This window comes from Paenibacillus sp. SJS-P3, from assembly GCF_056711585.1.
In genome coordinates, this window is record NZ_CM160043.1 from 3,766,125 (window position 1) to 3,786,540 (window position 20,416).

Here is a 20,416-nt window from a genome sequence, read left to right on the forward strand (position 1 = left end):
ACCTGCCCGGCCAGCCGGCACCGAAAGCGGTGCAGACAGCCATGCAGGCTTTTTCCCCATTTTTCTCGCCAATCCCGCTTGTCGCCGGGACGCTACTCTTCCTTCAGCGCCGCCACGATCCGCTCCGCCAGGGCAGCGCCGATGCCGAGCGGCTTGAATTCCTCGGCGGATGCTTCGCGGATCTTCTTGAGGGAGCCGAAATGCTTCAGCAGCTGCTTGCGGCGCTTCTCCCCGATGCCGGGAATGGAGTCCAGCGTCGATTGAACCATGGACTTGCCCCGCTGCTCGCGGTGGAACGTGATCGCGAAGCGGTGGACCTCGTCCTGGATGCGCTGCAGCAGATAGAATTCCTGGCTGTCGCGGGGCAGCATGACCGGCTCCGGCGGATCGCCGACCATAAGCTGCGCCGTCTTATGCTTGGCATCCTTCACGATCCCGCATACCGGCACCTGAAGGCCGAGCTCGTTCTCGAGGATATCGACCGCCGCGCTGATCTGCCCTTTGCCGCCGTCCACCACGATAAGATCGGGAAGCTCCAGCCCTTCCTTGAGCACCCTCTCGTACCGCCGGCGAATGACCTCGCGCATCGTCTCGTAATCATCCGGCCCTTGGACGGTCCGGACCTTGTACTTGCGATACTCCTTCTTGTCGGGCTTGCCGTCGATGAAGACGACCATGGCCGATACCGGGTTGGTTCCCTGGATATTGGAGTTGTCGAACGCCTCGATGCGCCGGATCGTCGTCAAGCCGATGGATGCGGCCAAGCCCGAAGCAGCTTTGACGCTGCGCTCCTCATCGCGATCGATCAGCTTGAATTTCTCGTCGAGCGTCACCTTGGCGTTGCCTTCCGCCATGCCGACGACCTCGCGCTTGCGCCCGCGCTGCGGAATATGGACCTTGACCTTGAGCCAGCTCTGGAGCGAGGAGCGGATCTCCTCCGCATGGGATCCGGCCGCGGGCTCGCCGCCGTCGTCCGCTGCCGCTTCCGCAGCCGGCACCGATGTCTCTGCTGCTCCTGCGGGTTGTGCAGCCGGCACCGATGTCTCCGCTGCTCCTGCTGCGCTCTGCTGCCCACGGCCAGCCGCTCCCCCGGCAGCACCGTCTTCCACAGTCGCCCCGGCATGGAGCTCGCCCGGCGGCACCGGCAGGAGGATTTCCTTCGGCAGAGCCGGGTTGTCGCTGTAGTACTGGGTAACGAACGTCATGAAGTCGTCATAAGCCTCGCCGTAATAGGGGAAGGACGTCGTATGGCGCTCGATCAGCTTGCCGCTGCGCATATACAGGATCTGCACGCACATCCACCCCTTGTCGGTGGCATAGCCGAACACGTCGCGGTCGAGCGCGTCGGCGAGCGTGATCTTCTGCTTCTCCATGACGGCATCGATCGCCGTGATCTGATCGCGGTATTCCTTGGCGCGTTCGAACTCCATCGATTCCGCGGCCTCCAGCATTTTGCGCTGCAGCTCCGCCTTGACCTCGTCCTGGCCGCCGTTCAGGAAGCGGGCGATCTCCTGCACCATGGAATCGTACGTCGCCTGCTCCACCGGGAATTCGCAAGGAGCGAGGCACTGGCCGAGATGGTAATACAGGCATACTTTGTCGGGCAGCGTGTTGCATTTGCGAAGCGGGTACAAGCGGTCCAGCAGTTTTTTGGTCTGCTGCGCCGCATAGGCGTTCGGATACGGGCCGAAATATTTGCCCTTGTCCTTCACGATCCGCCGGGTAACTTCCAGCTTCGGATGCTTCTCATTCGTAATCTTGATATAAGGAAAGGACTTGTCATCCTTCAGAAGCACGTTGTAGCGTGGGTGATACTGCTTGATCAGGTTGCACTCCAGAATGAGCGCTTCCATGTTGCTTGCCGTCACGATATATTCGAAATCCCGGATTTCCGAGACGAGACGCTGCGTCTTGCCGTTATGGGTTCCGTTGAAATAGGAACGGACACGATTTTTCAGCACTTTGGCCTTGCCGACATAGATGATGGTGCCTTCGCCGTTCTTCATCAGATAACAGCCCGGCTGGTCGGGAAGGAGAGCTAGCTTCCCCTTGATGGGATCCATGGACAATCCACCTTTCGCGGCTCGGCCCCGCTGGCCTTTTGCCGTATTCTCTATTGTAGCACAGGGAGCAGGCAGCCGTCAGCCGCGGCCGGATACCGCTTTCAGCAGCGGTTCCAGAAGCCAAATTTCACCTTTACATAACTCCGCCAGGTTGGGTATACTATTACAAGCTGATGCGATAACGTCTTGTCCGGATACATAACGGCCTCCGGGCCGGGACAGCGATACCTGAGTCTTGAAGCGAGGAGGGCGAACAATGGAGAGCGTCAATGTAAGAGATCCGCGCGAGCATCTGAATGAGGAACCGCGTGACGACCTGATGGATCTTATGGTCGGATTCGGCGGCATGCTTGGCTTTATGACCGTTGCCTATATTATCATGGTGGTTGTCAAATACATCATTTCCTAGGCTCCCGTTCCACCCACACATCCAATCCAACCCTCCGGCTCCGGCCAGGAGGGTATTCATTTTTTTATCGGCCTAATTCGAGAATCTGGCTTCAAGCGCAAGACTCTGAGCGCAAAGCCGGCTGACAGAACCAAAAGGACGAGATAGGGGAAGCCCTGTCTCGTCCTTTTATTCCGTTCTCTATTCATCTTGCTTCGGATTCATCCCTGAGCCGCAGCGGCACCCGGCTGCCGAAGGGCGGCGGCATCGAACCGCTTGCGCTCCGTACGGTCGATCTGCACGATGCGTCCGTCATGCACCGTAATGACCACCGCGCCGTACTCCAGTCCGTTGACCTGGTCGGCGATGCGCTCCAGCCAGGCTTCATCCAATTCCACAGGTTTCGCCATCCGTCATCCCTCCACGGTTTCTTTATCCCGCTGCGCGGTTTTCCATTCCACGAGACTTTTCGCGCCAAGCGTAACCAGCGCAAGCATCATCAGCAGCGAAGCCACGGCAAAGGATGCCGAGAACTGATACTCGTTGTACAGTATTTCCACATGCAGAGGCAGGGTGTTCGTTTCACCGCGGATATGTCCGGATACGACCGATACGGCGCCGAACTCTCCCATAGCCCTCGCGTTGCAGAGCACGATGCCGTACAGAAGGCCCCATTTGATGTTGGGAAGCGTAACGTTCCAGAAGATGCGGAATCCCTTCGCCCCAAGCGTGGCGGCCGCTTCCTCCTCCTGCGTGCCCTGCGCCTGCATGAGGGGAATCAGCTCTCTGGCTACAAAAGGAAATGTCACGAACATAGTCGCGAGTACGATTCCTGGAGTCGCAAATACGATTTGCAGATTATGCTCATCCAACCATGGGCCGAGATAACCCTGGGCGCCGAAGAGCAGCAGGAAGATGAAGCCCGCGATGACGGGCGACACCGAGAACGGCAAGTCGATCAGTGTCACGAGCAGGTTTTTGCCGCGGAAGCTGAACTTGGTTACGAGCCATGCGGCCGCCACGCCGAAGACGGCGTTCAAAGGCACCGCGATGACGGCTACGAGCAGCGTCAGCTTGAGAGCAGCCACGGCGTCGGGGTCTGTCAAGGCGCTGATATACACATCCCAGCCCCGCTTCATTCCTTCGATGAAGACGGTGAGAAGAGGCAGCAGGACGATCAGCGCGAGAAATACGAAGGCGATGCCGATGAGCAGCCATTTGACGGCACGCGGCTCGCTTACTGGCTTCGCCCGGACAACGGCCTTGGCGGACAATCGGGAAGTTACGGTACCGGCCACAGGGCATTCCTCCTATCGCGACAGCGCGCGCCTGCCGGCCCGCCACTGGATGTAATTGATGACGAGCAGCATAGCGAACGAGATGACGAGCAGCACGAGCGCGATCGCCGTTGCCTGCTCCAGCTCGAACGACTCCAGCTTCGTCATGATCAGCAGCGGAGCGATCTCCGTGCGCATCGGCATGTTGCCGGAGATGAAGACGACGGAGCCGTATTCCCCGATGCCCCTGGCAAACGCAAGCGCGAAGCCGGTCAGGAGCGCCGGCGTCAGCTCCGGCAGCACGATGCGCAGGATCGTGCGCCATCTTCCGGCTCCCAGCATGACGGCCGCTTCTTCGACCTCTGCGTCCAGATCCTCCAAAACGGGCTGAACGGTCCGGACGATGAAAGGCAAGCCGATGAAGATCAAGGCGATCGTGATGCCGAGCGGCGTGAAGGCCACCTTGATGCCAAGCGGCTCCAGCCATTTTCCGACCCAGCCGTTAGGCGCGTAGATGGCCGTCAGGGCGATGCCGGCGACTGCGGTCGGAAGCGCGAACGGCAGGTCGACGAGGCTGTCCAGGAACTTGCGGCCCGGAAACGAATAGCGTACCAGCACCCATGCGACAATGAAGCCGAACACGACGTTGATTACCGCTGCCGCCAGCGAAGTCAGCAGGCTGATGCGGTAGGAAGCCATGACACGGGGAGCGGTCACCGTCGACCAGAATTCTCCCCAGCTGAGCTCCGCCGTCTTGAGCAGGACGCAAGACAGTGGAATAAGCACGATGATGCAAAGGTAAAACACGGTGATGCCCATCGACAATCCGAATCCGGGTAAAATGCTCCGAGTGCGGGAACCTTTCATGTGAAGTCAGCTCCTGTATCGTCCAGAACCTTTTACTTGGATCCCGGCGTGTAGATTTCGTCAAACGTTCCGCCGTCGGCGAAATGCTTCTTCTGCGCTTCGGCCCAGCCGCCGAAGTCCTTGTCGATCTGGAGCAGTTCAAGCTCCTTGAATTTTTCTTTGTACTGCTCCGCGATCGTCTTGTTGATCGGACGGTAGAAATTGTCGGCGGCGATCTTCTGGCCTTCGTCGCTGTACAGATACTTCAGATATTCCTCGGCGACCTCGCGGGTGCCCTTCTTATCCACGACCTTGTCGACGACGGCTACCGGAGGCTCCGCCAGCACGCTGATCGAAGGATAGACGATCTCGAACTTGTCCCCAAGCTCCTTCTGGGAAAGGAAAGCCTCGTTCTCCCACGCGAGCAGGACGTCGCCGATGCCGCGCTCCGTGAACGTCGTCGTCGCGCCGCGCGCGCCGGAATCGAGCACCGGAACGTTCTTGAACAGCTGCTTCATGAAATCCTTCGTCTTGGCTTCGTCGCCGCCGTCCTGCTTGGAGGCGTAGCCCCATGCCGCAAGATAGTTCCAGCGGGCGCCGCCGGATGTTTTCGGATTCGGCGTAATGACCTGCACGCCAGGCTTCACGAGATCGTTCCAGTCCTTGATGCCCTTCGGATTGCCCTTGCGGACCAGGAATACGATCGTGGACGTATACGGAGCGCTGTTGTCCTCGTACTTCGTGCTCCAATCCTTGTTCAGCAGCCCTTTCGAGGCGATCGCATCGATGTCGTAGCCGAGCGCCAGCGTGACGACGTCAGCCTTGAGGCCTCCGATGACGGAGAGCGACTGCTTGCCGGAGCCGCCATGCGACTGCTTCACGGTTACTTCCTGGCCGGTCTTGTCTTTCCAATATTTCGCGAACGCCGCATTATACGCCCCATAGAGCTCGCGGGTAGGATCGTAGGATACGTTGAGCAGCTCGACAGATCCTTTGGGCTCTGTCTTGGCGCCTGCGGCGTTGACCGCACCGCCGGTATTGCCGGCCGCTGCATTTCCATTATTGCTGTTGTTGCCGGAGCCGCAGGCGGTCAGGGTGAAGGCGAGAGAAGCCGAGAGCAAAAGGACAGGCAGCGTGCGAAGCTTTTTCTTTGTCATGGACGAGCACCCCTTCATGGAAGATAAGTCCGCCTGTTCCGGAGGTCCGGTAACAAGTGAGATAATTCCTAGTTGTTTAGTTGGTTTATGGATCAAATAATACCAGCCTATTCCCATTGGTGTCAACGGATTTTTCAACAACCCTTATGGGGTCCATAACTGAAGCTGATACCCTTCCGATCGGGTTCGCATGTTGATCCTATGGAATGAAATTAGTTTCATATTCATCCGCATAGCGCTGCTTGAATGGAAAAGGACAGCTGAGATTAGCCTTCAGCTGTCCATCCTTATACCGCATTCGTTTCGTTCCCCGCCAGTCCAACTCTCCGCCTGTTGCTGGCTCAACCCGCTTGCACAAGCTCTGCTCTGCTTCCTTACATCAAGTATTTTCCCGTGATCGACTGCTCCGCTTGGACGATCTGCGCCGGCGTGCCCTCGAACACGATCTGGCCGCCCTTGCTGCCTCCGTCCGGTCCCATATCGATGATCCAATCCGCTTGGCTGATCACCTCGAGGTTGTGCTCGATGACGATGACGGTGTTGCCGGCATCCACGAGACGGTTCATGATCTCCAGAAGGTGTCCGATATCGGACATATGAAGGCCGGTCGTCGGCTCGTCCATCACGTAGATGCTGCCCTGCTTATGCAGCTCGCTTGCGAGCTTGATGCGCTGGCATTCTCCGCCCGAGAGCGTGCTGAGCGGCTGCCCGAGCGTGACATAGTTCAGCCCTACATCGCTCATCGCCCGGAGCTTGCGCACAACTTCTTTTAGCTGAAAGAAATCCAATGCCTGCTCCACCGTCATCTCCAGAACTTCTGCGATCGACTTGCCGTTCAGCTTGTACATCAGCACCTCTTCCTTGAACCTTCTGCCTCCGCAGACTTCGCAGGGCAGCTTCACGCTGTCGAGGTAGCCGAGGTCGGTGTACACGACTCCCAGCCCTTGGCAGTTCTCGCAGGCCCCCTTGGAGTTGAAGCTGAACAAGCTCGGGCTCACCTTGTTCGCGGAAGCGAACGCCTTGCGCACATCATCCATGATGCCTGTGTAGGTCGCGGGATTCGAGCGCGTCGACACCCCTATCGCCGATTGGTCGATGACGATCGCATCCGGATGCTGACTGAGGAACACTTCGTTGATCAGCGTGCTCTTGCCCGAGCCGGCGACACCTGCAACGACGGTCAGCACCCCGGTCGGAATATCCACGCTCACGTTCCGCAGGTTGTGCAGCGTGGCATCCTTGATGCTGAGCTTGCCGGACGGCTGCCTGCAATCGCGCTTCAGCTGGAGCAGCCGCTTCATATGGGTGCCTGTCAGCGTATCGGCCTCAAGCAGCTTTTGGAAGCTTCCTTCATACACGATGGAGCCGCCGCGGCTGCCGGCGTGAGGCCCGACGTCGACAATATGATCCGCCACCTTGATCACATCGGGATCATGCTCGACGACAAGGACGGTATTGCCCTTGTCGCGAAGCTTCTGAAGCAGCCCGTTCAGCCGGTGCACATCACGGGGATGCAAGCCGACGCTGGGCTCATCGAAGATGTAGGTGACGTCCACCAGGCTGCCGCTCAGGTGCTTCACCATCTTGACGCGCTGCGACTCGCCGCCGGACAACGTATCCGTCTCCCGGTCCAGCGTCAAATAGTCAAGCCCGATATCCACCAGATGCTGCAGCCTATCCGACAGCGACTTGATTACCGGCGCGGCTGCCGGATCATCAATCTCCCGAATGACGCGGATGAGATGGCCGACCTCTATGGAAGACAGCTCCGCAATGTTGTATCCATTGATCCTGCAATCAAGCGCGGCCCGGCTGAGCCTCGCACCGTGGCAGCTGGAGCAGGCGCCCTCGGTGATGTAAGGCGCGACAGCCTGCTGGGTGCGCTCTGACTTCGTCTTCACATCCTGCTTGATGTATTTGTTCGAGAACTTCTCGATGACGCCTTCCACCGTAATATTCGTCGCCTTGCCCGCGAAATCCATCTTCACTTTCCTAGCTTTGCCGTGCAGCAGCTGCTCCAGGTCCTCATCCGAATAATCGCTCAGCTTCTTGTCGGTATCGAAGGGCCACGACTGGACGATCATGTTCCAGTCCCAGCTGTTCACCGCATAGCCGGGCAGCAAGATGGCCCCTTCATTTAGCGACTTCGACATGTCCAGCGCCTTGCTCATGTCGACGCACAGGCTGCGGCCGAGCCCGTTGCACTGGGGACACATGCCTTGCGGGTCGTTGAAGGAGAACATGTTCGCTTTTCCGACATAGGGCTGTCCCACTCGGGAGAAGAGAAGACGAAGAATGGGAGAGATATCGGTGATTGTGCCCATCGTGGAATGGGAGCCGCCGCCCAGCCGCTTCTGATCGACGATAACGGCCATGCTGAGGTTCTCGATCGCGTCTGCATCCGGCTGCGGAAAACGCGGCAGGAAGCTGCGGACGAACATGCTGAAGTTCTCATTCAGCAGACGCTGGGATTCTGCTGCGATGGTATCGAAAACGATCGAGGACTTGCCGGATCCGGATACCCCGGTGAAGATCGTGATCTTCCGCTTGGGAATGCGCAAGGATACGCTCTTGAGATTGTTTTCCCTCGCACCCGAGATGACGATGTACTCCTGATTCGATTCGCTCATGCTTGACACCCTTCCGATTGTTCTTTTCCTTCATTCCGACATTTCCAGACGGATTCGTGCGATCTTGAAAAGAAACGACAAGAGCTTGTCCGATGATCCGAAGTAGACCTAAACCGGCTGCAAGGTGCATGCAGCCGGTTTAGGTCTACTTCGAGCTAAGCAGGGTTCAAATTCAGCATTGAAGAAGGAACTGCAATCCTAAGCCGAATGCCGTTATCGTTTATTGTCCCAATACCTTTTCAAGCTCGCCGCACCATTTGCTCCAGCCATACCTTGCACCTTCGAGTCCTTGAGCATTGGTGAATCCGACTTGTTCGAGATGAAGGTTTACCTTCCCGTCCCCTAAATCCTGCAGTGTCCAGGTGACTGTGTGCTTTTCCCCGCCGCTGGCCCAAGTATAGGATATTTTGTTTGGTTCGTCGACGACGAGAACCTCACCATCGATAATTCCATCCCACCATTCGGACGGCTGAGTGCGAAACTGGAAATGATGTCCTGCGACGGGCTTGAAATCATTTTCCATCGCCTGGCCGCTGTGGATGTCGACCACCCATTTGGCAAGCTTGTTGGAATCGGTTACGGCGGACCAAAGCTTCTCGATCGATGCCGTGTACTGAAAATCCAAGGATAAGGTTAAACTCAATTTTCTTCCTCCTCTAATAGTTGGTTCAGGCGCGACATATTCGTACTCCAAAACCTGCTGTAAAAAGCCAGCCAATCTTGAACTTCTCGAAGCGGTGAGGCATTCAGCCTGAATCGCGTTTCTCTGCCGACTTTCCGGTCAAGCACCAGTCCGGCCTCTTTAAGGATGGTCAAATGCTTGGAAACGGCTGTCCGGCCCATCTCGAACTGTGCCGTCAATTCATGAAGCGGTATCTCCTCCGCCTCTGCTAACAGACGGATCAGCCGGCGCCTGGTAGGATCTGCAATCGCGTCATATACATCCCGCAACTGGTTGTTCTCGCTCACAACACCCTCTCCTACGTATTTTAGTTGAACCCGCGATCGGACACCATTTGGTGACAATTCGATCATACGACACCATTAGGTGTCTCGTCAATAAAAGACTTTGTACGTCTCGGGTGAGAGCGATCCATTCTTTCGGCAGCCGTCAATAATGCCATATTGTCTTTGGTATTGATCACGCTCAGACCTGCCTTGGTGACCAAGAGTACTAGAAAATTAAACACCTGTGAACAGAAGGCTGATGTCCTCATTGCCGTTCTTCGTCTTCCATCCATTGAAGCCTGCCGCATCGGTTATGCCCGGTTTGAACGTGAGAACATAGACCTGGCCCGGCGTCATATCCTTGGACAGCTTCAGCGTCACCTCGGTGACAACCGCGCCCGTGTTGTTCAATTCGTCGTGGGAGATGCCGACAGCATCTCCTCCCTGTTCTTTCATCACGAAATACGGCTCGTTCACGTTTTTCACCGGTTCGCTGAATACGACCTTAATCGTCGTTCGGTTCAAGACGATCACCTGTTTCGCATAAGGAGCCTCGTTGGCGGCAATGGTTCCCCCGAACTTGGATTCGTTCGCGCCGTCCTGCGAGATGAGCGACGACACGCCTGTTACCCTCGCCGTGTATACGTGGCCAGGATCGAACAAGCTCGGATTCGGATCGGTTCCCGTGCGGAATTGGACCGCAACGATCCTATTCGTTCCCGGCTTGCGGACGACGTATTTGCTCCAGCCGGACATCGAGACGTTGGCACCGTTATCCTTGAGAATCGTTGCAGATAAGGAACCGACGTCTGCGTCCTTGATATCTCTGTCGAACGCGATCTCGATGGTGTTCTCGTTAACCGCGGCTATGCTCTGAAGCTTCACCGGCAGGATCGGATTGGAGATGCCCCCGAACAGAAGGCCGGATTTCTTATCCATCATGTTGCCAGCCAGGTCGGGAATGCCCGATACGGCAAGGCTGTACACGGTCTTGTCTTGTTGGGCGGATGTCCGAAGCGTGACGGTGCGCCCCTCGTTGTCCAGGCTCGCTGATACGATCGCCAAGCCGTCGATGCTGTACCGTCCGGTCTGCACGGCAATGTCCCGATTCACCTTCTCGCTGAATTTGACGGTCAAAGAAGCATCCGCATTCACCTTAAATTCCGAATCGATGATCGCAGGCTTTGTCGTGTCGTCGTTGCCTACGATAGACAAATCCGATCGCGTGTCCATGACGTTGCCGGCGAGATCCTTGACGTTCTTAACGGTCAGCCAGTATCGAGTATTGTCCGACTGATCCGACGTGGAGAACGTGACCTGCTTCTTGTCAGAAGAGAGCTGCAGCGTCGTTATCTTCAATCCGCCGGAAAACAAGTAGTTCGCGGGACTCGTTGCCGTCTTGTTGTCAACTTGCTCTGAGAACGTCAAGACATAGTTGCGAGCTGTTGACCGGTCGAACGCAGTTATCGTCGGCTTCACCATGTCCGATCTCGCCGAAGTGTACGCCCACGCCTTGCTCTCGATGGTTAAGTAATGCTTGCGGTTTTCGATTTGGTAGCCCGTTGTGAGCAATACCGACATCCCGTCTCCTCCGACCGTCGCGAGAAGGATCGGCACGACGTTGCCGAGATCGTCCTTCAGGGAGAATTGTCCGATATCCGCCGAGTCGGCCTTCGCCTTCAGGTTCACCCGCACCGACTGGACGTTCAGTCCTTCGACCGACTTCACGTCGAGCGCACTGGCCCAGCCCGCATAGACCGCGTAGACAGCCTCCACGAGCACACCTCGCGTAGCGTTGACCGTGTAGTCGTTCCTCGGGGCGATCCAGCCTTTGCTAAGAGAGGTTCCGACCGCAGCCCTCGCCCAGGCCGATACTTTGCCAACGAATCCGGACTTCGGATCGGCAGGGATGCTGTTGACCTTCAGCAACACGACAGCCAGCTCTTCGACCTTCACCGCGGCGGTCGGCTCGAATCGATTATTTCCTTTGCCGACCATGATGCCTGCGCTTCGCACCGCTTGGACCGCTGTGAACGACCAGCGTGTCTTCAGAACATCCGCGAAGCCGACTGTGGAATTGGAACGAGGCAATTCGAGAAGCTTGTAGAGCACGGAAGCAAACTGTTCGCGGGACATGGATTCGTTCAGGCGAGACGATCCGTCCTCGAAACCGGTCATAATACCTTGCCGTTTCAGCACTTGGAACTTCTCCTCCGTCGTGAGCGTCGCCGCTCCCGCGGCTGGGACGGCTAATCCAAGCAGCAACGATAGCGCGAGCAATGCCAGAGCGATTTTCCTCATCTTTGCAGTCCTCCTAAGGGATTTCTGCTGGAACCGCGGAAGAAGAAAAAACCGTATCGCGGATGCGGGCCAGCGAATGTACCCTCTTTAACGGTACTATGGAGGAAATGTTTCTGTCGAAGGCTGTCTCATCCAAAACAAGTCACGTTTCGAGCAAACTTCCGGTAATCCGCCGCGGGCTTGTTCCTGCAAGGCGTCATGGGCGAGCTTGTTTGAATCGGTCAAGCAGGTGAAGAAAACGACAAAAAAGCCCCGATGCGAGACGGATGTCTCGATCGGGACGTTATGGCTTGAGATGGTCAGGCTTCCGCTCCGGGATTAGCTCCCCGGGATCCGCGCTTGTTGCTTCCCTTGACCATGATAACCTCTACGAACGGACGGATCCGGTCCATGATCCGGCGGCCCTTGTGGTATTCCTCCCCGTCCTTGCTCGTGAAGCTGAAATGCTGCTCCAAATCGTCAAGAGCATGGTTCGAGGTATAGAAGGTCGGCTTGCGCTCCATCCGGTAGTTCAGGATCGAGCCCATGACATGATCCCGAACCCACGGGCTCAAGTTCTCGGCGCCGATATCGTCGAAGATCAGAATATCGGCTTCCTTCATCAGATCGATCGTCTCCTTGAGGCGGCCCGGCTCGCCGAACATGGCCTTGAGATCCTCGACGAAATCCGGCATGTAGACAATGACGCCCGAGTAGCCGAGCTTCGCCAGCTCCCCCATCATATAACCCATGAGGAACGTCTTGCCCGTTCCGAACTGACCGGTCAGGTACAGGCCGTCGGTCTGCAGGCCCTGCTCTTTGGTCCGGTCGATATATTGAAGAATCTGCTTGACCGCAGGCAGGCGGGCCGAGTCCTTCCTCGCAATGTCTTCGAAGGAATAGGCTTTGGCAAGCACCTTGTCGCTGACGTAGAAGCTGCGGATGCGGCTGCGGATCAGCTCCTCGTTGCGGCGTGCGATGAACTTGCGGCAGGCTGTCTTCCGGTCGATCAGGCGGGTTTCGCCGCTGGAGTCGTCCGCGGACAGCAGCGTATAATGGCCCTGGAAGTCGTTGGGGCATTCATCCAGTCCCGGGCAGGCCGAGCAGTTGCGATGCTCCTTCACGTATTGGTAGACGAGGTTGGAATTGCGCCGCACCACGCCTTCGTCAATGTCGGGATGCTGCTCCCTCAGCTTGCGGACGCCGGGATCGTCAAGCAGCTCCTGCAGCTGCTTTTGGGCCCGGGCGCGAATCTGGGCTCCTCCCGGCATCGTTTTGAGCAAATCCTTCAGGGATTCCATGTCGGTCTCCTCCTTCCCTCTCATGCTTACAACTTATCGAAAAGCCCGATGGGCTCAAGCAGCCTACTTTTTGCCGTCCAGCTTGCGGGCAAGCTGCAAAATCTCTTCCAGCTCCTCCGGCGATACCTCCGGAGCTGCGGCGTCATCCCCTGCGACCGGCAGCACCGGCTTGCGCGAGGCCCCGGTCCGGCGGTATCCGCCTCTGCCTCCGGCAGCCGGGGCGCTCCGCGGCTGGGAAGCAGCCTGTCCCCTGCCCGGGGCGCCAGCCTGCTGAGCTTCGCGGGAGCGCTCCACTTCGATCTGCTCCCTCACATAGCCGACCGCCTTCTCGAATTCGTCCACCTGCTGCACGAGCATGTTGGAAGCGACCGCTTCGATGAACGTTTTCGTGACGCGCGAGGATCCCTTCATCCCGAAGACATAATGGACGAGCACGTTGATGACTGGACCCGGCAGCTTGTAGTGAAGGTCGATCCTCTCGAATTGCCGCTCGATCCAGTCCGGCACGGCGCCGGGGAAAAACCTGCGCAGGAAGCGGGTGTGCGGCTCGTTGCGCATCAGCATGTTGTACTGCTGAATGTCGCATCGTCCGGAGAGCTGCGACGGAACCGGCAAATAATGCTCCGCGAGCACGCCGTGCTCCGGCTGCTCGGCCTCCGTCTCCTCCTGCATCCGCGAAGTCTGGCGAGCCCGGTCGCTCTCGCGCTTGCGGTCCTGCCGGTACATCTGAGCGGCCTTGAGCTGCAATTCGTCGAGCTGCAGCTCTCCGCGTCCGTCGAATACATCCTCTTCGTCCAGCAGCCTGCTGAGGTCGGCCGCCCCTAGACCGTATTTGTACGCGACGTAATTCAGCTGGGCCATCCGGTCCTGATCTCCCCGCAGCCTCTCCACGTAAGGGCGGTTCGCCGATCCCCGCGGAAACCGGTAGATGAGGTCGCCATACTGGAGTCCGGCACTCGGCTGCTCCGGCTGGACCGGAGCCTTGCGGACCGGCGACGTTTCCTCGAGAGCCTGCTCCAGCTCCAGATCGACGGCGACGTTCAGACGGAACAGCTCGTAGAACGGCATCGAGATGTTCTCCTTGATCAGCTCATGCTGGGCGAGCTCGTCCGGCTCCCGCTGGAACAGCGATTCCTGGAGGCTCACGACGCCGTACTTGCCGACCTTGTCCCGCAGCAGCATGCTCAGATGCTGGTTCTGGAAAAACTCGGCCGGCGACAGCGGCGCTGTCAGCTCGTATTCGTACATGACGTCTTCCTGGCCCGGCAAGAACAGCCGGCAGGTCGTCAGCAACCCGAGCGCCTCCAGAACGGAGGCGCATGCGGCCAGCTCGCGACGGCCGGCGTCGTTCATGTCGAGGCCGAGACCGAGGAACAGCTTGCGCTGGCTGTCGAGAGAGGAATACCCGCTGTATCCCTCCGCGACCTGATAATAAAGAAACTGATAGAGGGAAGCGGCGGCCGCTCCCGTCATCGGCTGGTATATAAGCGTCAGCATCCGCTGGTCGAGCGGACTTAGCGAGAAGCTCCGGTACACACAGAACCGGTGATGTTCGGTGAATTGCAGCCGGCTGTCTATGCGCATCGTTTCTTCCACCCCTTCTTTCTTTGTCCTACTAGTGTATCATAGAATCGAGCCTATCCGACACCATTCGAGAAGTCGGTCCCGCCTTCTTGCCCGACCATTTTATGGCGCCGCCCTCCTCAGCCGGTCCCATGAGGAGCCTGGCCTGTGATCGCCTTAGGCGGGAGAGAAAAAAAAGACATGGCAGCGCCCGCAGCCTATGGAACCAGCAGGCCGCGAAAGCGCCGCATGTCGGCCGCTTTCCTATTAAGAAACCCTGGCAAAACGCCTAGAACATCTTGAAGCCGCCGATGCGAAGCTTGCGGATGGCATACCCGCTTACATAGGCTCCGACAAGGGCGCCGATGACCGGCATCCAATCGATGAACGTGAACTCTCCTATATTATCGGCCACCGAGACGCTGTGGTCCCAGGTGGACCATATGTAGATCGGCACCAGTACGATCAGGAACAGATAAATCGGAAACCAGGTCGTCTTCATGAGCATGTTCAGAATGAATCCGATTCCAAACATCATCACAAAAAAGAGCACCGTCGCAATTATGATTTGAAGCATGCTGCCTATCATCCTTCCGTTCTCGCATACCAAACGTGGTTCCTCTAAGTTTATGCCAAGCCTGCCCGCAAGTCAATTTGTAGCTTCCCGCTCCGGTTGCTCTGCTTGAGGCGATTCGATACAATGGGAGACATGGCAGGAGGGGTGCAGGCATGCCCTTTCATTAGGAAGGAGAAACAACGGAAATGAGTGACGCAGCACAAACGCTGGAGGGCTGGTACGTTCTCCATGATTTCCGCACGATCGACTGGCAGGCCTGGAAAGCGGCAAGCGCCGGAGACCGCGCTTCCGCGCTGGACTCCATCCAGTCCATGCTGGCCGGGTGGACGCGCGACGAGCAGGACCGCAAGGGCAGCACGGCGTTCTATTCCGTCGTCGGCCAGAAAGCCGACTTCGTCATCATGCATCTTCGCGAGACGCTAGAAGAGCTGAACGAGCTGGAGACGAGCTTCAACAAGAGTCCGCTCGGCGACTATACGAAGCCCGCTTACTCCTACGTCAGCATCGTGGAGCTCAGCAACTACATGAGCAAGCCGGGCGAGGATCCGATGCAGAACCCGGACATCATGGCCCGCCTCAAGCCGACGCTTCCGAAAGCCCGACACATCTGCTTCTATCCAATGAACAAGCGCCGCGACGGCGGAGACAACTGGTATATGCTCGGCATGGACGAGCGGCGCGCGATGATGCGCAGCCACGGCATGATCGGCCGCCAGTACGCCGGCAAGGTCAAGCAGATCATCAGCGGCTCCGTCGGCTTCGACAACTGGGAATGGGGCGTGACCCTGTTCGCGGAAGACGCCCTCCAATTCAAGAAGCTCGTCTACGAGATGCGCTTCGACGAAGTGAGCGCTCGCTACGGCGACTTCGGCGAGTTCTTCATCGGCAATCTGCTCGACGGCGCCAAGCTGGAGCAGCTGCTGTCCGTTTGATTCCCCGACCGGTATTCCCGATCGAGGCAAGCTCTGCGCAACCGGCGCGGGGCACCAGAAAATAAGCCGCAGGATGAAGGGTTCCCCCTTTAGCCTGCGGCTTTTTGCCGTCAATCCTCGTCTTCGTCGTCCTCAAGACCGGCCTCGGCGGCCAGCTTCTTGGCATTCAGATATTCCTCGGTGTCCCGGTCGCGTTGCCGGCCCTTCTCCTTGAGCCGCTCGATGCCCGGCTCGATCAGCCGGTCCACTTCCTTCTGGACCGTGTAGGCCAGATCATAGCGGTTCTGGGACTCCAGGTAGGAGCCCACCTCCATCAGCGCGTTGTACCGGTCTAGCTCGTCTCTCGTCAGCAGGCCGCGCACCTGCACGCTGCAGTGGCGCATTAGAAGAACTTCCCTTTGCGCAGGACGAGCGGGATGCCCCCGATGATGAAGAGATAGCGCAGATCAATCATCTTCTTCAGCCAGGCGGCCTTGCGGCCTTGGTATTTTTTGCCGAAGGCGACGCCGATGCCCTCGCCCTTGCCGAGCGAGGCGACCGTGCCCTTGTTGCTGAAGGCGAATGTCTTCAGCGGCTGGCTGCGGATCGCCGCGACCAGGTTGTGGGCGCAGGTGACTCCCTGCTGCATGGCGATCTGTGCGGTCGGCGGATACGGACGGCCCTCTTCGTTGAACATCAGGGAGTTGTCGCCGATGATGTAGATGTTCTCCTGGTTCGGAGCCCGCAAGTAGTCGTCGACCTTGACGCGGCCGCGCATCGTCTCGAAGCCGGCCTCGTCGATCAGCCGGTTGCCGCGGATGCCCCCGGTCCAGATGACGGTCTTGGAACGGATCTCCTCGCCGTCGCCGACGATGACGCCGTCGGGCGAGCATTCCTTGATCGCGGTCCCGATGCGGAAGATGACGCCTTTCTTGGCCAGCACGTCCATACCGTACTTCACCAGCTCCGGATCGAAGCCCGGCAGCGCGGACGGCGCCGCCTCGATGTTGTAGAGCTTCACGAGCGAGCGGTCCACGTCGAACGCGCGGCATAGCTGCGGAATGCGGTCGGCCAGCTCGCCGACGAACTCGATGCCGGTGAAGCCCGCTCCCCCGACGACGAACGTCAGATAATCGGTGCGATGCGGCTCCCGCTTGTACCGTGCGAACTGGTACTCGATATGCTCGCGGATGAGGCGGACCGAGTTGATGCTGCGGATGTTCATCGCATGCTCGGCGAGGCCCGGGATGCCGAACGTTTCCGGCTCTCCTCCGAGTCCGATGACCAGGTAGTCGTAGGACAGCGTTCCGTCCTCCAGAATGACCTTCTTGTCCTGGGTCCGGATCTGCACGACCGTGGACTTCACGAAGTCGATCTTGAATTCATCGATCAGCTTGGAGATATTGACGCGGGCATTCTCGGGATTGTCCGTTCCCGCTGCCGGCATATGCAAATGGGTCGTAATGTAATGGTAGTCGTGCTTGTTGACGAGCGTAACGTCCGCTTCGTTGTAATTCAGCTGCTTCTGGAGCTTGAGCGCGGTCAGAATGCCTCCGTAGCCTGCTCCCAGTATGACGATCTTCGGTATATTGCTCATATGGCGTTCCCTTCCAATCCATCTCTTGACATCCTGCTATCTAATGCTCTAAATATACTCCTGCCATGATATCAAAATAAGGATTGGCACATCAAGGTCATTTCCTACGAAAATAATTAGAAGAACGTACAATTGCGCCGTTTCCCTTGGATGCCCTGGCAGGCGTATAATGGTCCTGTAGCCCATGTTCTGGAGGTGCGGAAATGACAGGATTGGAATCCAATGCGGAACCGGTCGACATCGCCATTATCGGCGGCGGGCCGGCAGGCATGTTCGCCGCCTTTTACGGCGGCATGCGCCAGGCATCCGTCAAGATCATCGAAAGCATGCCGCAGCTGGGCGGCCAGCTCGCCGCCCTGTATCCCGAGAAGTACATCTACGATGTGGCCGGCTTTCCCAAAGTAACCGCTCAGGAGCTCGTCGATTCGCTGCGGCGGCAGCTGGATCATTTCGCGCCTGAAGTGTGCCTGGAGGAGAAGGTGGCCTCTCTCGTCAAGCACGAGGAGCGGCTGTTCGAGATCCGTACCGACAAAGCCGTCCACTGGGCCCGCGCCGTCATCATCACGGCAGGCGTCGGCGCCTTCGAGCCCCGCAGGCTCGAGCTGCCGGAGGCGGCGCTGTACGAGAAGAAGAACCTGCATTACTTCGTCAGCGATCTGCATCAGTTCAAGGGCCAGAAGGTGCTGATCAGCGGCGGGGGCGATTCCGCCGTCGACTGGGCGCTCATGCTCGAGCCGATCGCCGAAAGCGTCACCTTGATCCATAGAAGGGATAAATTCCGCGCTCATGAACACAGCGTAGCCAAGCTGCAGGAATCTACCGTCCGCGTGCTCGTCCCTACCGAGATCGCCAAGCTGGAGGGCGAGGTCTACATCGAGCGGGTCACGCTGCGCAATGTGAAGACCGGCGAGGAAACCGTGCTGGATACGGATACGGTCATCGTCAACTTCGGCTTCGTATCGTCTCTCGGCCCGATCGCCGAGTGGGGCCTCGATATCCAAGGAGGCAGCATCGTCGTCGACACCCGGATGGAAACGAGCGTGCCCGGCATCTTCGCTGCCGGCGACATCACGACCTATCCGGGCAAGCTGAAGCTGATCGCGGTCGGTTTCGGCGAAGCGCCGACGGCCGTCAACAACGCCAAAGTCTATATCGATCCTTCCGCCAAGCTCTCGCCTGGACATAGCAGCAATCTCAAGCTGTAGCACATAATGGAAAAAGATCCTCAAACCAAACCCGTTAGAACCGAAAAAATAAGGGTACCCTACCTCGACATGCGCAATGCTTCCGAATTGAGCGGCAGCAAATGATGTCTTGGGAGGGTACCCTATTTTATGTTGTGTCCTGTATGCAATGGAATCCGGCTTCTCGATGCGGCATGCCCGCGCTGCGCGGAACCGGCCGAAGACTGCGGTCCCGCGGCTGATTATGCAGGCCCGTATTCGCCGTACTCGCCGGTGCAGACCGAAGATCTGTCCAGCGGATTGGAACAGGCTTGTCATCATATGGTGTATTGTCCCGCCTGCTCCAGCAGCTGCGGAGTCAGCGTCCGCATTGAGCTGTGACCGTCCATCCATGATTCCCATCCGGATGGCCGTGGAACATAAAGCGCGGCCAAGAAGTCATCAAGCGCCTAATCGTATGGAATCGGGATTCAGTTGTCTGCGCTTCAGCTCACCCTTCAAAAGCTTGATGAAATCGTAATCCAGGTTGAACTGGACCGCGTTGAAGTAAGTCTCGATCAGCAGCTCATCAGACAACAACTCCATATTTCAGCCTCCTTTCGGATTGGATTTCTATTTCTTCCCAATCTTAGCATGGGCCGTTTTCAAGGAACAAGCGTTCCGTTATCCACATGGAACGGTGTACAAGATGTGCACAAATTGTGGGTATTTGGAAAATCCTGAGGAAACTCTTCATGCTTATTGTGGACAGAGTTATACACAACCTAGGGGGAAGGAATTTCGATAAAAAAGTTTGATGAATACAAAATTTTGATAAAAACTTTACAGGATCCATCAAGGTTGAGCCGAAGATGCGGAGGGTAATGATAATGCTCGGTTGCATGTTTATTTAGGCCGGGTATTGACCTCGAAAATCCATATTTTCCCGCTTTTATCAAGTCCGTAATCAAATCCGAGCTGGCCCATGCCGGGAAAGCGGGCTTCAAGCGCAGCCGCTGAAATTCGGGTCAGGCTGCGCATTTCCTGCTTCTTGCTCTTCACCAGCTTCGAGGACAGCGAGCGGCTTATACCTTGGGCCGCCGTCAGCTGGCTGCCGCCCCGGCACAGGTTCGTGACGAACAATCCCGGCCTGGCGACGCGCCCGACCATGGAGCGGAATTCCCAGCGGCTTCCGTTTTTCACGTATTTGACCCGATAGTCGATCGGTCTTCCTCCTACTGTCGCCAGATGGATGCCTTTCTGAATCATGTAGGCGCGCCCCTTCTGCAGCGGCTTGATAGCCCTGTGGAGGGAATGGACCGACGAGGCCGAGCGGGTCCTCGAGCTGTGCGTATAGCTGTATCCGCTTCCGCTGCGCTCGATCTTGATGACTCCGATTCCCCCGGTTCCGCGAACCGGCTTGATGACGACCATCCCGTGCAGCTCCAGCATGCTCTTCAGATTGGCTTCGGTATAAGGCCGGGTCGGGGGAATATGGGGAGCGATGGACGGGTGGGCCAGCAGCGCGGCGGTTTTGGCCATCTTGCTCGACAGCATGCGTCCGCCGCCCTTCCCCGCATGAAGCGGCAGCGACAGCACCTTCTGCACATAGGCCAGCTCATCCTCGGCTTCCGCCGTCTCGGCGAGCGCTTCTCCTTGGGCGGGAGCATCCTGTGCAGCCGCAGGCGCTTCATTCGCCGGGAAGGCCGAATCTA

General features: G+C 57.8%; 19 protein-coding genes. 3 read left to right on the top strand and 16 right to left on the bottom strand.

Annotation, left to right across the window (positions count from 1 at the left end; all coding sequences use genetic code 11):
• Window positions 1–92: 92 nt before the first annotated feature.
• Window positions 93–2,063 (bottom strand): excinuclease ABC subunit UvrC, encoded by a 1,971-nt coding sequence (gene uvrC / locus AC06G8_RS17325; RefSeq protein ID WP_480283394.1) that lies wholly within the window; start codon window positions 2,061–2,063, stop codon window positions 93–95.
• Between the two features lie 256 nt (window positions 2,064–2,319).
• On the opposite strand from uvrC, the gene AC06G8_RS17330 reads away from it, so the two are divergent.
• Window positions 2,320–2,472: a hypothetical protein gene (locus AC06G8_RS17330; RefSeq protein ID WP_021878061.1), complete on the top strand. Its 153-nt coding sequence runs from the start codon at window positions 2,320–2,322 to the stop codon at window positions 2,470–2,472.
• Window positions 2,473–2,672: 200 nt separating this feature from the next.
• Here the strand turns inward: AC06G8_RS17330 and AC06G8_RS17335 are convergent, their stop codons facing one another.
• The 11 genes from AC06G8_RS17335 to AC06G8_RS17385 all read right to left on the bottom strand — a co-directional run bounded on the left by AC06G8_RS17335 (window position 2,673) and on the right by AC06G8_RS17385 (window position 15,030).
• A complete protein-coding gene (locus AC06G8_RS17335; protein ID WP_480283395.1) occupies window positions 2,673–2,861 on the bottom strand; it encodes a YezD family protein in 189 nt (62 codons plus the stop codon).
• 3 nt (window positions 2,862–2,864) lie between these two features.
• Entirely contained in the window at window positions 2,865–3,749 is an 885-nt protein-coding gene (cysW, locus tag AC06G8_RS17340) for a sulfate ABC transporter permease subunit CysW (RefSeq protein ID WP_480283396.1), read from the bottom strand.
• A 12-nt stretch (window positions 3,750–3,761) separates the two neighbouring features.
• The gene (cysT, locus tag AC06G8_RS17345; RefSeq protein ID WP_447663889.1) at window positions 3,762–4,595 is read right to left on the bottom strand and encodes a sulfate ABC transporter permease subunit CysT; all 834 of its coding nucleotides are present in this window, start codon (window positions 4,593–4,595) and stop codon (window positions 3,762–3,764) included.
• A 32-nt stretch (window positions 4,596–4,627) separates the two neighbouring features.
• Entirely contained in the window at window positions 4,628–5,731 is a 1,104-nt protein-coding gene (locus AC06G8_RS17350; RefSeq protein WP_480283397.1) for a sulfate ABC transporter substrate-binding protein, read from the bottom strand.
• 374 nt (window positions 5,732–6,105) lie between these two features.
• The gene (locus tag AC06G8_RS17355; protein ID WP_480283398.1) at window positions 6,106–8,361 is read right to left on the bottom strand and encodes an ATP-binding cassette domain-containing protein; all 2,256 of its coding nucleotides are present in this window, start codon (window positions 8,359–8,361) and stop codon (window positions 6,106–6,108) included.
• A gap of 220 nt (window positions 8,362–8,581) precedes the next feature.
• Window positions 8,582–9,004, bottom strand: a complete 423-nt coding sequence (locus AC06G8_RS17360; protein ID WP_447663892.1) for an SRPBCC family protein — start codon at window positions 9,002–9,004, stop codon at window positions 8,582–8,584.
• Window positions 9,001–9,330 carry an ArsR/SmtB family transcription factor gene (locus tag AC06G8_RS17365; RefSeq protein WP_447663893.1) on the bottom strand — a complete coding sequence of 110 codons (330 nt, stop codon included), beginning with the start codon at window positions 9,328–9,330 and terminating at the stop codon, window positions 9,001–9,003. Before AC06G8_RS17365 ends, AC06G8_RS17360 begins: the two co-directional genes overlap by 4 nt.
• Before the next feature lie 213 nt (window positions 9,331–9,543).
• A complete protein-coding gene (locus AC06G8_RS17370; RefSeq protein WP_480283399.1) occupies window positions 9,544–11,610 on the bottom strand; it encodes an Ig-like domain-containing protein in 2,067 nt (688 codons plus the stop codon).
• Window positions 11,611–11,909: 299 nt separating this feature from the next.
• Window positions 11,910–12,890 carry a primosomal protein DnaI gene (dnaI, locus tag AC06G8_RS17375; RefSeq protein WP_480283400.1) on the bottom strand — a complete coding sequence of 327 codons (981 nt, stop codon included), beginning with the start codon at window positions 12,888–12,890 and terminating at the stop codon, window positions 11,910–11,912.
• Window positions 12,891–12,953: 63 nt separating this feature from the next.
• Complete coding sequence (locus AC06G8_RS17380; protein WP_480283401.1) at window positions 12,954–14,474, bottom strand: replication initiation and membrane attachment family protein; 1,521 nt, start codon at window positions 14,472–14,474, stop codon at window positions 12,954–12,956.
• Window positions 14,475–14,742: 268 nt separating this feature from the next.
• Complete coding sequence (locus tag AC06G8_RS17385) at window positions 14,743–15,030, bottom strand: YuiB family protein (RefSeq protein ID WP_083436575.1); 288 nt, start codon at window positions 15,028–15,030, stop codon at window positions 14,743–14,745.
• A gap of 185 nt (window positions 15,031–15,215) precedes the next feature.
• Between AC06G8_RS17385 and hemQ the strand changes: the two genes are divergently transcribed.
• Entirely contained in the window at window positions 15,216–15,962 is a 747-nt protein-coding gene (gene hemQ / locus AC06G8_RS17390; protein WP_480283402.1) for a hydrogen peroxide-dependent heme synthase, read from the top strand.
• Between the two features lie 110 nt (window positions 15,963–16,072).
• On the opposite strand, the gene AC06G8_RS17395 is transcribed toward hemQ, so the two are convergent.
• Window positions 16,073–16,345, bottom strand: coding sequence for a hypothetical protein (locus AC06G8_RS17395; RefSeq protein ID WP_480283403.1), 273 nt, complete (start codon window positions 16,343–16,345; stop codon window positions 16,073–16,075).
• The gene (locus AC06G8_RS17400; protein ID WP_048748684.1) at window positions 16,345–17,538 is read right to left on the bottom strand and encodes an NAD(P)/FAD-dependent oxidoreductase; all 1,194 of its coding nucleotides are present in this window, start codon (window positions 17,536–17,538) and stop codon (window positions 16,345–16,347) included. Before AC06G8_RS17400 ends, AC06G8_RS17395 begins: the two co-directional genes overlap by 1 nt.
• A gap of 203 nt (window positions 17,539–17,741) precedes the next feature.
• On the opposite strand from AC06G8_RS17400, the gene AC06G8_RS17405 reads away from it, so the two are divergent.
• Window positions 17,742–18,743 carry an NAD(P)/FAD-dependent oxidoreductase gene (locus AC06G8_RS17405; RefSeq protein ID WP_480283404.1) on the top strand — a complete coding sequence of 334 codons (1,002 nt, stop codon included), beginning with the start codon at window positions 17,742–17,744 and terminating at the stop codon, window positions 18,741–18,743.
• 420 nt (window positions 18,744–19,163) lie between these two features.
• On the opposite strand, the gene sda is transcribed toward AC06G8_RS17405, so the two are convergent.
• Both sda and AC06G8_RS17415 read right to left on the bottom strand, forming a co-directional pair.
• On the bottom strand, window positions 19,164–19,307 hold the full coding sequence (sda, locus tag AC06G8_RS17410) for a sporulation histidine kinase inhibitor Sda (RefSeq protein ID WP_480283405.1): 144 nt from the start codon (window positions 19,305–19,307) through the stop codon (window positions 19,164–19,166).
• A 300-nt stretch (window positions 19,308–19,607) separates the two neighbouring features.
• Window positions 19,608–20,258 (bottom strand): YheC/YheD family protein, encoded by a 651-nt coding sequence (locus AC06G8_RS17415; RefSeq protein WP_480285460.1) that lies wholly within the window; start codon window positions 20,256–20,258, stop codon window positions 19,608–19,610.
• Window positions 20,259–20,416: the final 158 nt, after the last annotated feature.